Here is a 13,633-nt window from a genome sequence, read left to right as displayed (position 1 = left end):
CGTCACGCCCCCTGCTTGCGCAGGGTGACTGCGGCCGCGGCAATGAACGCCACGCCGAAGGCTCCGAGAACAGCAAGGTTGAACCAAAGTTCGGCAAAGCCAAGCCCCTTGGCAAACACCCCCACACTGATCGGCTGATACCATGCCGCGGGGAACGACAGCCCCATCAATCGCCCGCCGCCCGACAAAGAGGACACGGGGACGAGGAGGCCGGAAAAGTTCACCGCGGGAATCATCGCTATGATTGCCGTGGCAAAGATTGCCGCGACCTGGCTGCGGACAAAACTCGACACGAGCAGTCCGAAGCCGGTCGTGGCCACGACATAGACAAGCGAAGCTGCGGCAAGCATCGCAAACGAACCTTTGAGAGGAACGTCAAAGACGACACGCGCCAGCATCACAAGCGTCAGAAAGCTTGCGAACGCAATGCCGACATAGGGCAACTGCTTGCCAAGGAGAAACTCCAGTTTCCGGACTGGTGTTGATTGGAAGTTGGAGATCGAGCCCGTCTCTTTTTCTTTGACGATGCCGATCGCCGTCATGATGGCAGGGATCAAAACAAGCATCAGCACGATCACGCTGGGCACGATGGCGTTTACGCTCCTGAATGCCTGATTGTACCGGAAACGCTCTTCGATGCCGAAGGGGTATGCTGGACTGTCGCGGCCGCTCTTTCGCATGGCCGCGTCGTTGAGATATCCCAGGGCAAGTCCGGAGATGTACCCTCGAGCCGTCTCAGCTCGAAAGGGCATCGCGCCGTCAAGCCACACTGCAACTTCCGGCTTCATCCCCCGCAGCAAGTCTTTGCCGAAACCCGACGGCACCTCGATCGCGATTTTCAATTCACCCTCCTTGAGCCGTCTTTCCATTTCATCTGCAGAAGCGATGGCCGATTGTTCGGTGAAGTATCGCGAGCCCTGGAAGCTTTCGATGAGTTGCCTGCTCTGGGCTGACTGGTCCTGATCGAATACGGCAAAGGGGAGATGCTCGACGTCGAACGAGATTCCATAACCGAAGGTCAGGAGCAGTAGAACTGGCCCCAGAAACGCGAAAGCCAGTCTTGCTGGATCGCGGATGATTTCGAGCGTTTCGCGCCATGAGTAGGCCCACATCCGACGTGCATCGACGGAACGTGAGGCGGATCGCGCCGAAGCGGGAACGGACATCGGTTCGGCATCGGCTTGACGGCGCGCTCCCGCCCCCTCGAGCACATCGATGAAAACTTCCTCCAAAGTGCTCTTCCCGCGTTTGGTCTTGAGTTCTGCGGGACTGCCTATTGCCAGCACCCTGCCGTCATGCATGAGGGAAACGCGATCACACCGTTCCGCTTCGTTCATGAAATGTGTTGAAAGAAAAATCGTGACGCCATCGGCACGCGACAGTTCAATCAGAAGCCGCCAGAAGCGGTCGCGCGCGATCGGATCGACGCCGGAGGTCGGTTCGTCAAGGATGAGAATGTCCGGCCGATGGAGAACCGCCACCGCCAACTGGAGCCGTTGACGTATTCCGAGAGGTAAGCTTTCCGGCAACTCGTCCGCGACAGCGGCCAGATCAAACCTGTCGATCGTTTCCCTGATGCGTGCCTCAAGTCTTTCGCTGGGTATTGCGAACAATTGCCCGTGCAGCAAGAGGTTCTGCCGTACCGTGAGTTCACCATATAAGGAAAAGGACTGGGACATGTATCCGACGCGTTTGCGTGTCTCGATGTCCCGCGCATCCAGCGGCCGCCCGAACAGCTGCACCTCACCGTCGCTGGCCGGCAGCAAGCCAGTCAGCATTTTCATGGTCGTGGTCTTGCCGCTGCCGTTGGACCCAAGAAAACCGAATATCTCACCCTTGGCGATACTGAAACTGACATGATCAACAGCTGTAAATGAGCCGAAACGGCGGGTCAGGCCGTGAGCTTCTATCGCGGGTTTGCTTTCGGAAACCACGCGTTGCGGGGGCGGCACAACCTGGCCACGTTCGGATTCTGCGCTCGGCATCAAGGCGGTGAACGCGCCTTCAAGACTCTGTTGTCCGGAGCTGCGTATCAACTCGGCCGGAGACCCCGTGGCGATCACCCGGCCCCCATGCATTGCCGCGATCCAATCAAATTGCTCGGCTTCCTCCATGTATGCCGTGGCGACGACGACACTCATCGCCGGTCGCCGGCGGCGCATACGGGCGATCAGCTCCCAAAATTGCCGCCGCGACAGCGGGTCGATGCCGGTGGTCGGCTCATCGAGAATGAGGAGGTCCGGATCGTGAATCAGAGCCGCACAAATCCCGAGCTTCTGTTTCATCCCGCCCGACAGCTTGCCGACTGGCCGGCCGGAGAAATCTGAGAGCCCTGTCGCTTCCAGAAGTTCGTCGATCCTCGCCTTTCGTTCCGCACTGCTCTGGCCGAAAAGCATCCCAAAAAAATGGAGGTTCTCGGCAACGCTTAAGGTCGGATAGAGGTTCCGGCCAAGCCCCTGGGGCATGTACGCCACCAGCGCGCAGACCGTTCGACGTACCGATGGGTCGGCTATGTCGCCAGCTAGGGCTGTGACCTCACCCTGCTGGATAGCTGTCACTCCTGCCGCAAGCCCAAGCAGTGTAGACTTGCCAACGCCGTCCGGACCAATCAATCCCGCCATGCAGCCTGGCGGAATAGCAAGATCAATCCCATCCAGGGCAGCGGTTCTGCCGTATCTGTGTACGACGCCCTCAAAACGGATTGCGGCATCCATCAGTTTGGCAGCTTTACTGTAAGATTGTTTGGCCACTTGGCCTTTTGGCTGGTCCGGACATAGCCGACGCCACGCACCCCGGCCTTCACCCTGGTCTCGTATTGTCTGAGCAGACTGGGCGCGATCCGCAGCTTCACCCTGAACATCAGCTTTTCGCGTTCGTCCGTTGTTTCTACAGTCTTTGGTGTGAACTGCGCCTCCGTTGCGATGAAGGATATAGTCGCAGGAACAACATAATCGGGCGCGGGATCGAGTATGATCCGGGCGTCATCGCCCAATGCAACGCGTCCTGCCGCGTGGGCGGGCAAGAAGATTGTCATATAGACGTCTGAAAGATCCAAAAGCGTAACCACTGGAGCACCAGCTGCGACAACCTCTCCCGATTGCACGAGCTTGTACTCCACTCTGCCACGTCGGGGAGCCTTCAGCACAGAGTCCTCAAGCAGTGAACGAATACGGGCGACGTCGGCACTAGCGGCATCCGTTGATGCATATGCGGCGTCGAGATTGGCGACTGCCGCCGCACGCGACGCCTGGGCCACATTGAGCTGGCTGCGCCTCAAATCCAGGGCCTGCGTCGTGCCAAACCCTCCCTCACGCAGAGCTGAAGCCCGTTCAAGCTCCTGTCGGGCGAGAACAAGCTCACTCTCGCGCTGCTCTATTGCCGCTTTGGCTTCGGTCGCTGCTTTATCGGCACGCCGCACTTGCGCTTGCGCACCGGCAAGCTGTGCCTCGAGATCAGAGACATCCATCCTCGCTATGACCGTTCCCGCGTCGACGGTTTGCCCTTCGTCTACGAGAACTTCGCTGACCCGACCAGCAAATTTCGCCGATATAAGAACCTGCTCGGCTTCCACACGCCCGTTCGATGAGCTGATGCCGGTCGGAATTGTTTTTCCCGTGACATCGTTCCAAAAGGTCTGGATGCGATTGCCCAGAGCCGAGGCACCGCTTTCGGCGATTGCGTTGTTTGCCAATATTGTCGAAAGCGCCAAAACCGCGGGCAGCAACGATAAGGTATGAAGACGGCGCACGAGTTTGCTCCAGGGAAAGATTTCAGTGCCGCGGCAAGCGATGAATCATCTCCGCGCAAACCTCATAACGTTTCAGCGCCGCAAGCTCCTTGATCTAGATCATTTCCAGAATGGGCAAGGTCATTCGCCGCCGCAGACATGCGGCGCATTCCTGACAATGAACGATCACCTTTGACCAGGATCAAAGCCGGTCGGCGTGATTTCGGCTCTATTGCCGCAACTCAGATTTCAAACCCGGGGAGGAAGCAATGGCTTCGACCGAAATCCGACTTGCCACCGCAATTGCGCCCGACGCAGCGAGCGGCAAACTTCGCATTGGAGCCCTGACGGCCCTGGTCATCGGCTCGATGGTTGGTTCGGGCGTATTCAGCCTGCCGCAGAACATGGCTGCTGGCGCAGGTCCGCTGGCTATCATGATCGGCTGGGGAATCACGGCCATCGGCATGCTGGCGCTGGTCTTCGTCTACCAATCGCTTGCCGTGCGCAAACCAGACCTCGAAGCCGGACCCTACGCCTATGCGAAGGCCGGGTTTGGACCATTCGTCGGGTTCAACAGCGCCTGGGGATACTGGATAAGCGCATGGGTCGGCAATGTCTCCTATGCGGTGATCGTGTTCAGCGCTTTATCCTACTTCTTTCCATCATTCGGCGACGGCAATACCTGGCAAGCCGTTCTGGGGGCGTCGATACTCTTGTGGCTGCTTCACGCTCTGATCCTCGGCGGTATCCGCCAGGCGGCCATCGTCAACCTCATCGTCACTGTGGCGAAGATCGCCCCGATAATCCTCTTCATCGGCGTCGCGGTTGTCGCGTTCAAAATCGATGTGTTCTCGCTTGATTTTACCTCTCTGGGAAATGCCGGCCTTGGTTCCATTACCGCCCAGGTGAAGAGCACCATGCTGGTGACGCTCTGGGTGTTTATCGGCATCGAGGGAGCAAGCGTCTTCTCCGCGCGGGCGGAACGCCGCCGCGACATCGCCATGGCGACAGTGCTCGGCTTCTTCACCTGTCTTGCGCTTTACGCACTCGTTTCCCTTCTTTCCCTCGGAATTCTCAGTCAACCTGAGCTTGCGGCCCTGAAAAATCCCTCCATGGCAGGCGTGCTTGAAGCGGTGGTTGGACCATGGGGAGCCATCCTTATCAACGTTGCCCTGATCGTTTCAGTGGTCGGCGCATTTCTCAGCTGGACGTTGTTGGCGGCGGAAATTCCGTTCGCTGCGGCCAAGGACGGGACAATGCCGAAGTTTCTTGCGCGTGAAAGCAGCCGGGGGGTGCCATCGGCGTCGCTTTTGCTCACCAATCTGCTGGTGCAGGCTTTTCTTTTGATCACGCTCTTCGCACACAGCACCTACCAGGCGCTCTTCTCAATCGCCTCCGCGGCCATCCTGGTGCCCTACATCTTCTCGGGTGCCTACGCCGCAAAGCTGGCAATAACCGGCGAAAGCTATCGGGTCGGCGAACAGCGAACCGGCCCGCTTTTCGCCGGCCTGCTGGCGACAGTCTACGGACTGTGGCTGGTTTACGCCGCCGGCCCATCCTACCTGTTCATGTGCGCCATCCTCTACGCACCGGGAATTCTGTTCTACGCCTTGGCCCGCCGCGAAACTGGCCAAAAGGCCTTTCATCCCATCGAGGCTTTTCTTGCCATCGCCCTCGTCCTGGTCGGCATCATCGCCGCCTACGAGATGTGGACCGGTACCATAAGCCCCCTGTGAAAGGATCAATCATGAATGTTCTCGGAGTCCATTCCGAAACCGGCCGCCTGCGCGAAGTGATGGTGCATCGTCCCGATCTCAGCCTGCGCCGGCTGACACCGGAAAATTGTAGAGGCCTGCTTTTCGACGACGTTCTATGGGTCAAGCGTGCCCGCCAGGAACACGACGTTTTTGTCGATGCCCTGCGCGAACGCAACGTCATCGTCCGCTCGTTCGGCGAACTCCTCGCCGAGACGATGGAATTGCCGGAAGCCCGGCGCTGGCTTCTCGATCGCCGCGTGGTTCCCTCCACGGTCGGCCTCGACATGGTCGGCGAACTGCGTGGATGGCTCGATGAAATGCCATCCGAACAATTGTCATCGCTTCTGGTAGGAGGCATAGCCCGTGCCGAACTGCCGTTTCAACCATTGGGGCTGACTGGGCGAACCCTTCTTCCCGAGGACTTCGTTCTTCCTCCGCTCCCCAACCAGCTTTTCACACGGGACAGTTCATGCTGGATCTACGGGGCCGTCTCCGTCAACTCGATGTACTGGCCGGCCCGGCGGCCCGAGGCGGCAAATGTTGAATCGGTGTATCGTTTTCATCCCCGTTTCCGGGACGCCGATTTCACATTTGTTTCGCCAGAAGAACCAAATTCAGGAACCAGCCTGGAGGGGGGAGATGTCATGCCGATCGGTGACGGCGTGGTCCTGATCGGCATGGGGGAACGCTCAACACCGCAAGCGGTTGGTGCCCTTGCCCGCCGCCTATTTGCCAACGGGATCGCGACGCTTGTGATCGCCGCACTAATGCCGCGCGACCGCAGCTTCATGCATCTCGACACCGTTTTCACGTTTTGCGATCGAGATCTCGTGACGCTCTATCCGCCGGTGGTCGACCGTCTGCGGACGTTTTCGCTACGCCCCGGCGGTACAGGCGACGATATTCTCGTCGCAGAAGAGGCCAACCCGTTCGTTGATGTGGTTGCTGAAGCCATGGGGCTAAAGTCCCTGCGCGTCGTGGCCACGGGAGGAGACCGATATGAAGCCGAACGCGAACAGTGGGACGATGGCAACAACGTCATCGCCGTCGAGCCCGGCGTTGTCATCGGTTATGACCGCAACGTCTACACCAACACGCTGCTGCGGCGCGCCGGTGTGGAAGTCATCACGATCGACGGGGCTGAACTCAGCCGCGGCCGCGGTGGTGGTCATTGCATGACCTGCCCCCTCGTCCGTGATGCAGGTTGAAAAGGAAATCACCATGCCAAACAATCTTCATCGCCGTAGCGTACTGACACTCGACGACTTCACGCCGGATGAAATCCGCTTTCTGCTGAAGTTCGCTGCGGATCTTAAATCGGCCAAGCTGGCCGGAACGGAAGTACAGCGGCTTGCGCGCAAGAACATCGCTTTGATCTTCGAGAAGGATTCGACGCGCACCCGGTCCGGTTTCGAGGTGGCGGCCTACGATCAGGGTGCCCATGTCACCTATCTCGGCCCCTCGGGAAGCCACATAGGACACAAGGAGTCGATGAAAGACACGGCGCGGGTGCTCGGACGGATGTACGACGCCATTGAGTACCGTGGTTTTTCCCAGAAATCTGCGGAGGAACTGGCCAGGTACGCCGGGGTCCCGGTCTACAACGGCCTCACCGACGAAGCGCACCCAACGCAAATTCTGGCAGATTTCATGACGATGCGGGAGTTCACCCACAAGCATCTCTCGGACATGTCAGTGGCGTTTGTCGGTGACGGACGCGACAACGTCGCCCTGTCGCTCGCGATCGGAGCGGCCAAGGTCGGAATGGATTTCCGTATCGTCTCGCCGAGGGAACTCTGGCCGGACTCGTCGTTCGTCGAGCACGTGAAGTCCCTTGCCATATCCAACGGAGGTCAGTTGACGCTGCACGAAGACGTAAGTTCCGGCGTGTCAGCGGCTGATTTCATCTATACCGACGTCTGGCTTTCCATGGGAGAGGACGAAATGGCTTGGGCAGAGCGCATAACGCTTCTTGAAGCTTATCGCGTAACAACAGCAGTAATGGAGGCGACCAACAACCCCTACGCAAAATTCATGCACTGCCTTCCCGCGTTCCACGACACCAACACGGAGGTCGGTGCGCGCATTTCGAAGGAATACGGAATCGACTGCATGGAAGTCACTGATGAGGTTTTTGAGTCGAAGGCTTCAATCGTCTTCGATCAAGCCGAGAACCGCATGCACTCGATCAAGGCGATTCTCGTCGCCACAATTGGTACCTGACTATGTTGATCGTGGTTGCGCTCGGCGGGAACGCGCTGATGAAACGTGGAGAACCGATGACGGCCGCAAACCAGCGTGCCAACATTCGGGGTGCCGCGCTTGCCTTGGCAGACATCATTGCCGAAGGACATATGCTTGTGATCACGCATGGTAATGGTCCGCAAGTCGGACTGCTCGCCCTGCAGGCAGCCGCTGCGCCGGAGGAAGGTCAATTTCCCCTCGACGTGCTGGACGCCGAGAGTGCAGGGATGATCGGCTATGTAATTGAGCAGGAACTCGGCAATATTCTGAAAGACAGACAGTTTGCTACCCTGCTTACCCAGGTGACGGTCGATTGCAACGATCCGGCGTTCTTTACGCCGACCAAACCCATCGGACCAATGTACGATGAAGCGGCTGCGAGGGCGCTGGTTGCAACCCGCCATTGGAGGATCGCGGCGGACGGTTCAGGCTGGCGGCGCGTGGTTCCGTCCCCAAAACCTCTGATCATCCTGGGAACCGACGTGATCAGGATCCTCGTCGAACATAACGTCATTGTCATCTGCACAGGTGGAGGCGGTATTCCTGTGGTTAAAAAGCCCGATGGCAGTCTGGTGGGCGTGGACGCGGTAATTGATAAGGACCTGGCCAGTGCTTTGTTGGCCCGGCAACTTCACGCAGACGCTTTGCTGATGTTGACGGATGTCGATGCGGTTTACGCCGACTATGGAACAGCCCATGCTCGCAAGCTTGAAACCATTCATCCCATGTCAGTGAGAGCCGCAGATTTCGCGTCCGGATCAATGGGTCCCAAAATCGCCGCCGCCGCCGAATTCGCCCATACCACCGGAAAATCCGCATACATTGGTTCTCTTGAAGACGCCGTCGCCATCCTGCAAGGTGTGGAAGGCACGCGCATCGGCGTGGGAGCAAACAGCAAACCTTGAGATAAGCGGCCGGCCTCAACAGAATGCGTATTGGAAATAGGTAAACGTTCAAGGGCGGTGCAATGACCAACTGGACGCTTTCCCCTGCAACTGATTTGCCTGAGATTCTGTTTTGCTATTTGGCCATGAGCGTGGGCTAAAGAGATCTCTCTTCGCACATCCACAAATGAGCTTGTTAGCTCTCGGCTTGCGATGGATCAAAGCACAGGCCAACGGCATGTCATAAGCTCACACCCATAAGTAAACGACTGATACTGTGCAGGAGCATTGCGGCATTCAGTCGTCCAAACGAATCGGAGAAAGATGATGCGTACTTTGGGATTCTTGCCGTTATTGACTTACCCCGACGCGAGTTCAGAGAAACTCGTCATCAACGCCATCGCAGTCGCGAAACACCTCGATCTGGACATACGCGCTGAATGTATTTACGTGGACATCCCTGACGTCTCCACTGCGCTCTCCGGAATTTTATTGAACGTTCCGCAGATGATCCGGGAAGCCGAATACAAGAGCCGGGCTGCGGGGAAAAAATTGTTGGACGCGTTGAGGATCGCGGCTGTCGAAGCAGGTGTGTCGGTAACGACAGATGAAACAAATGCGCCTCCTTCTGGCATCGGCGAAATTGCTGCCTCACAGGCAAGATACGGTGATCTTTCGCTGATGGAATGGGATGCCGCTGACTCCTCAACAAGGTTAGTAGCTGAGGAAGTCCTCTTCGGCTCCGGCCGTCCTGTCGTCCTCCTTCCTTCTTCCATGACTGTTGGTGTTATCGACCATGTAATGATCGCTTGGGACGGGAGCCGGGTCGCCGCGCGGGCGCTCGCCGACGCAGCGCCATTCTTGATGCGCGCGAAGCGAATCTCGATCGCGACGGTGCTGGATGAAAAGCCCGTCGACAAGAAGGTCGGCCAACGACTAGAGCTTGCATTGCAGCGGCGCGGTCTTACTGCTGAGGTTCTCGCTCTCCGCGTCGAGGGCCGCGCGATTGGAGAAGCCCTTCAAGCTCATGCACTGGAATTTGGAGCGCAACTTTTAGTCATGGGCGGGTTTGGTCATTCGCGTATCAGAGATTTCGTCCTGGGTGGCGCGACAGCGGACGTTTTGAATGATGTTCGCCTGCCAATCCTGCTTTCGCACTGAATGGCGGCGGGCGAAATCAGGCACACTGCGCCTGATAGCCAGCTTAACCGCGCCGAAGGCGGATCCGCAATCCGCGTCAGTGATCAACGCCGAGCTCGCGCGTCGCCCAGAGTGACCGATGCGGATGGTGGCCCGCCGTACAGACCTTGGTCACACATTCGCGCGGGAGGCGCTGAGTGTGTCAGACGGCAATTTCGTCAGTTCAACGGCCACGGCCTTTTCTTCATCGGTTGGGATGACGAGCACCTCGACGGCGGAGCGTGCGGCGCTGATCCGTTCATCGCCGCGCCAGTTGCGCTGCGCATCGATCTCCACGCCAAGCCATCGAGCAGCCTCGCCGATCCTTTGGCGGATAAGCGGTGAGTTCTCGCCTATGCCCGCGCAGAAAACCAATGTGTCTAATCCGGACAAAGCGGCGGCCATGGATCCGATCTCCCTGCCTGCTCGATAGACAAAAAGATCGACTGCTTCTTTGGCAGATGGTTCATCGGAATCAATCAGCGCCTGCATGTCTCCCGAGACACCGGACACGCCAAGCATGCCGGCCTCATTGTAAAGCATCTGAACGACCTCTTCGACCGACATGCCGCGCTGCTGCAACAAATGCAAGACAACCCCAGGATCAATAGATCCGCAACGCGTACTCATTATAAGACCATCCAAGGTCGAAAAACCCATCGTCGTTGCAACACTCTTGCCGCCTTTCATGGCGCACAAGCTCGAACCACTGCCGAGATGGGCAACAATGAGCCTTCCTCCCGCCTTCGCGCCGTGTCTCGATTTCAGCTGCGATGCGATATAGGCATAGGAAATCCCGTGGAACCCGTAGGACTTCAAGCCCTCCTGTTCCAATGCGCGTGGAAGCCCGTAGAGTGTGGCCAACCTTGGACGGCCGAAGTGAAACGACGTATCAAAGCATCCGAATTGGATGGCTTTCGGGAAAGCTCTTGCTGCGCCATCGATAATCTCGAGGTTTCGCGGCTGGTGCATAGGTGCCAGCGGCACAAGGCCAAGCAATCTATCGATTACCGAAGCATCCAGCACCGTGGGCCGGGTAAATTCCGAACCTCCGTGGACGATCCGATGTCCGACCGCCTTGATGGCGGGAGCGAGGCTGCGGTTGGAAATTTCGTCAACGGCAAGCTCCATCGCACCCTTGATGTCGCTCGATTCCATATCCAGGGGAACGTGCTTCGCTTGCGTGCTGTCACCGACCATGATTTTCATCTGCGGGTTCTTGTCCAAGGACGAAATGTTGCCGCGCAGAAGCGGCGGCAACCCATTCTTGTGTTGGAACACCGCGAATTTCAGACTTGAGGACCCGGCATTGAGAACGAGGATCGCATTGGCCATGATCTCAGCAGTATCGGAAATATTGCGGTTTGTCCTCAAAGCACCAGCCCGACGCTTTCAATGCGCATTGGAGGACGGTGGTCCAGGCACCGCTTGGTCGACTTGTGTGTTCCATTTCCAGTTCAGGATTTCCGGCATGTCCTGACCGTGCTCGCGGATATAGTCATGATGGGCCAACAATTTTGCTTGCATGAGCTGTTTCAGTTCCGCCGCTTGAGGGTCCAATGAAGCAACCTGTTCGATAACGCTCAGAACAAGGCTGAACCTGTCGAGGCCGTTCAATACCGTCATGTCGAACGGCGTCGTCGTCGTGCCCTCTTCGTTGTAACCGCGCACATGAAAGTTGTCGTGGTTGGTCCTGCGGTAGGTCAGACGATGGATCGTCCATGGATAGCCGTGATAGGAGAAAATGACGGGCCTGTCCTTTGTGAACATCGCATCGAACTCTGCATCGGCGAGCCCATGCGGATGGCGTTCCTTTGGTTGCAGCGCCATCAGGTCAACCACATTGACCACCCGAATACGAAGCTCGGGCATGAACTCCCGCAAGATGCTGACGGCCGCAAGCGTTTCAAGCGTCGGCACATCGCCAGCGCATGCCAAGACAACGTCCGGCTCAAGGCCACCCTCGGTCGACGCCCAATGCCAGATCCCCAGGCCTGCCGTGCAGTGGACCCGCGCCTCCTCCAGCGACAGCCACTGCCACAGAGGCGGTTTTCCGGCGACGATGATGTTAATCCTGTCCCACGTGCGTAAGACGTGATCAGTCATGCACAGCAACGTGTTGGCATCCGGGGGAAGATAGACGCGCACAACATCGGCCTTCTTGTTGAGCGCGACGTCGATGAAACCCGGGTCCTGGTGACTGAAGCCATTATGCTCCTGGTGCCAGACATGGCTTGTGAGGAGATAGTTGAGGGAGGAGATCGGTTGACGCCAGGGAATGTCCCGGGCCGCGTCCAACCATTTGGCGTGCTGGTTGAACATTGAGTCGACGATGTGGATGAAGGCTTCGTAACACGAGAAGAAACCGTGCCTGCCCGTGAGAAGATAACCCTCAAGCCATCCCTGGCAGGTGTGCTCAGACAGGATTTCCATCACCCTCCCATTGGGACCAAGGTTGGTGTCCTCCGGCAATACGCTAGCCATCCAGGTGCGGTCTGTGACTTCGAAGACGTTCTGAAGGCGGTTCGACGCAGTTTCGTCGGGCCCCACAATCCGAAAGTTTCTTGATGTGACGTTCGCCTGCATCACGTCGCGCAAAAACGCGCCCATCACTTTGGTGCCTTCCGCCTTCACAGCGCCTGGCTCCGATAAGGACACCGCATGGATTTCGAGGTCGGGCATTTCAAGCGACTTGCGCAACATTCCGCCGTTGGCATGTGCGTTGCAGCCCATCCTGCGGCTACCGCTAGGGGTCGTTTCAATAATCTCGGCAATTGGCGCTCCCCTGGCATCAAAGAGTTCTTCCGGCCGATAGCTAAGGAGCCATTCCTCGAGAAGTTTGAGGTGTTCGGGGTTGTCGGCGAGACCGGAAAGCGGGACCTGGTGGGAACGCCAGAATCCTTCGGTTTTCAAGCCGTCGACCTCCTTTGGTCCCGTCCACCCCTTCGGGCTGCGCAGGACGATCATCGGCCAACGCGGACGGTTCGCATGCGCATCGTAGTCCTGCCTGGAAGCCGTCTGGATGGACTGAATTCTCGTCATGGCCTCGTCTAATGCCGCCGCCATCATTTGATGCATCGACGCGGGATCGTCTCCCTCGACGAAAATCGGATCATAGCCATATCCGACAAAAAGCGAGCGTAGTTCTTCGTGCGGAATTCTGGCCAGTACCGTCGGGTTTGCGATTTTGTAGCCATTGAGATGCAAAATAGGCAGAACGGCACCGTCCCGCTGCGGATTGAGAAATTTGTTGGAGTGCCACGCTGCGGCGAGCGCCCCGGTTTCAGCTTCGCCGTCCCCGACGACGCACGCGACAACAAGGTCCGGATTGTCGAAAGCTGCGCCGAAGGCGTGAGACAGTGAATATCCCAGCTCGCCGCCTTCATTAATGGATCCCGGAACGTCCGGTGCAGCGTGGCTTGGAATGCCCCCCGGAAATGAAAACTGCCGGAAGAGCTTGCCCATGCCTTTTTCATTGCGGGTGACGTCCGGATAACGGGCGGTGTAGCTTCCTTCCAGATAGGTGTTCGCAACCATTGCGGGGCCGCCGTGCCCCGGCCCGCATATGTAAATTATGTTCGCGTCCTGTTCTCGGATGATCCGGTTCAGGTGAGCGTATATGAAACTCAATCCCGGGGACGTTCCCCAATGACCGAGCAGCCGCGGCCTTACATGCTCAAGTTTCAGCGGCTTCCGGAGCAAAGGGTTGTCGAGAAGGTAGATTTGCCCCACCGTCAGATAGTTGGCGGCCCGCCAATACAGATCGATCTGTTCCACCTCCTGGCCGGAGAGACGCTTTGCGGTACCTGCTGCATCGTCGGACATATCGGTCTCCTGTGGGT

The 13,633-nt window shown here is 57.9% G+C and carries 9 protein-coding genes; 5 read left to right on the top strand and 4 right to left on the bottom strand.

Annotated elements, in window-relative coordinates:
* Positions 1-2 precede the first annotated feature (2 nt).
* Positions 3-2,714 carry a ribosome-associated ATPase/putative transporter RbbA gene (gene rbbA, locus FHS21_RS15725; protein WP_246411062.1) on the bottom strand — a complete coding sequence of 904 codons (2,712 nt, stop codon included), beginning with the start codon at positions 2,712-2,714 and terminating at the stop codon, positions 3-5.
* Positions 2,714-3,748, bottom strand: a complete 1,035-nt coding sequence (locus tag FHS21_RS15720; RefSeq protein ID WP_376772118.1) for an HlyD family secretion protein — start codon at positions 3,746-3,748, stop codon at positions 2,714-2,716. Before FHS21_RS15720 ends, rbbA begins: the two co-directional genes overlap by 1 nt.
* A 248-nt stretch (positions 3,749-3,996) precedes the next feature.
* Between FHS21_RS15720 and arcD the strand changes: the two genes are divergently transcribed.
* The 5 genes from arcD (at position 3,997) to FHS21_RS15695 (ending at position 9,773) form a co-directional block, all read left to right on the top strand.
* Positions 3,997-5,463 carry an arginine-ornithine antiporter gene (arcD, locus tag FHS21_RS15715; RefSeq protein WP_183662688.1) on the top strand — a complete coding sequence of 489 codons (1,467 nt, stop codon included), beginning with the start codon at positions 3,997-3,999 and terminating at the stop codon, positions 5,461-5,463.
* A gap of 11 nt (positions 5,464-5,474) precedes the next feature.
* Positions 5,475-6,692, top strand: a complete 1,218-nt coding sequence (locus FHS21_RS15710) for an arginine deiminase (RefSeq protein ID WP_183662687.1) — start codon at positions 5,475-5,477, stop codon at positions 6,690-6,692.
* A gap of 13 nt (positions 6,693-6,705) precedes the next feature.
* Positions 6,706-7,707 carry an ornithine carbamoyltransferase gene (gene argF / locus FHS21_RS15705; protein ID WP_183662686.1) on the top strand — a complete coding sequence of 334 codons (1,002 nt, stop codon included), beginning with the start codon at positions 6,706-6,708 and terminating at the stop codon, positions 7,705-7,707.
* Positions 7,708-7,709: 2 nt separating this feature from the next.
* Entirely contained in the window at positions 7,710-8,633 is a 924-nt protein-coding gene (gene arcC / locus FHS21_RS15700; protein WP_183662684.1) for a carbamate kinase, read from the top strand.
* Positions 8,634-8,936: 303 nt separating this feature from the next.
* The gene (locus FHS21_RS15695; RefSeq protein ID WP_246411055.1) at positions 8,937-9,773 is read left to right on the top strand and encodes a universal stress protein; all 837 of its coding nucleotides are present in this window, start codon (positions 8,937-8,939) and stop codon (positions 9,771-9,773) included.
* Between the two features lie 150 nt (positions 9,774-9,923).
* Here FHS21_RS15695 and FHS21_RS15690 read toward each other — a convergent pair whose 3' ends face one another.
* Entirely contained in the window at positions 9,924-11,165 is a 1,242-nt protein-coding gene (locus FHS21_RS15690) for an acetate/propionate family kinase (RefSeq protein ID WP_312879886.1), read from the bottom strand.
* A gap of 18 nt (positions 11,166-11,183) precedes the next feature.
* Positions 11,184-13,616 carry a phosphoketolase family protein gene (locus FHS21_RS15685; RefSeq protein ID WP_183662682.1) on the bottom strand — a complete coding sequence of 811 codons (2,433 nt, stop codon included), beginning with the start codon at positions 13,614-13,616 and terminating at the stop codon, positions 11,184-11,186.
* Positions 13,617-13,633 lie beyond the last annotated feature (17 nt).

It is taken from the genome of Phyllobacterium trifolii, from assembly GCF_014192095.1.
Lineage (GTDB): Bacteria > Pseudomonadota > Alphaproteobacteria > Rhizobiales > Rhizobiaceae > Phyllobacterium > Phyllobacterium trifolii.
This window is presented reverse-complemented; position numbering and strand designations above follow the sequence as displayed.

What these genes read in the sequence shown, in the direction of transcription:
- arcC (WP_183662684.1), top strand. Translation starts at nt 7,710, where the DNA reads ATGTTGATCGTGGTTGCGCTCGGCGGGAACGCGCTGATGAAACGTGGA.
- FHS21_RS15695 (WP_246411055.1), top strand. Translation starts at nt 8,937, where the DNA reads ATGATGCGTACTTTGGGATTCTTGCCGTTATTGACTTACCCCGACGCG.
- arcD (WP_183662688.1), top strand. Translation starts at nt 3,997, where the DNA reads ATGGCTTCGACCGAAATCCGACTTGCCACCGCAATTGCGCCCGACGCA.
- rbbA (WP_246411062.1), bottom strand. Translation starts at nt 2,714, where the DNA reads ATGGATGCCGCAATCCGTTTTGAGGGCGTCGTACACAGATACGGCAGA.
- argF (WP_183662686.1), top strand. Translation starts at nt 6,706, where the DNA reads ATGCCAAACAATCTTCATCGCCGTAGCGTACTGACACTCGACGACTTC.
- FHS21_RS15710 (WP_183662687.1), top strand. Translation starts at nt 5,475, where the DNA reads ATGAATGTTCTCGGAGTCCATTCCGAAACCGGCCGCCTGCGCGAAGTG.
- FHS21_RS15685 (WP_183662682.1), bottom strand. Translation starts at nt 13,616, where the DNA reads ATGTCCGACGATGCAGCAGGTACCGCAAAGCGTCTCTCCGGCCAGGAG.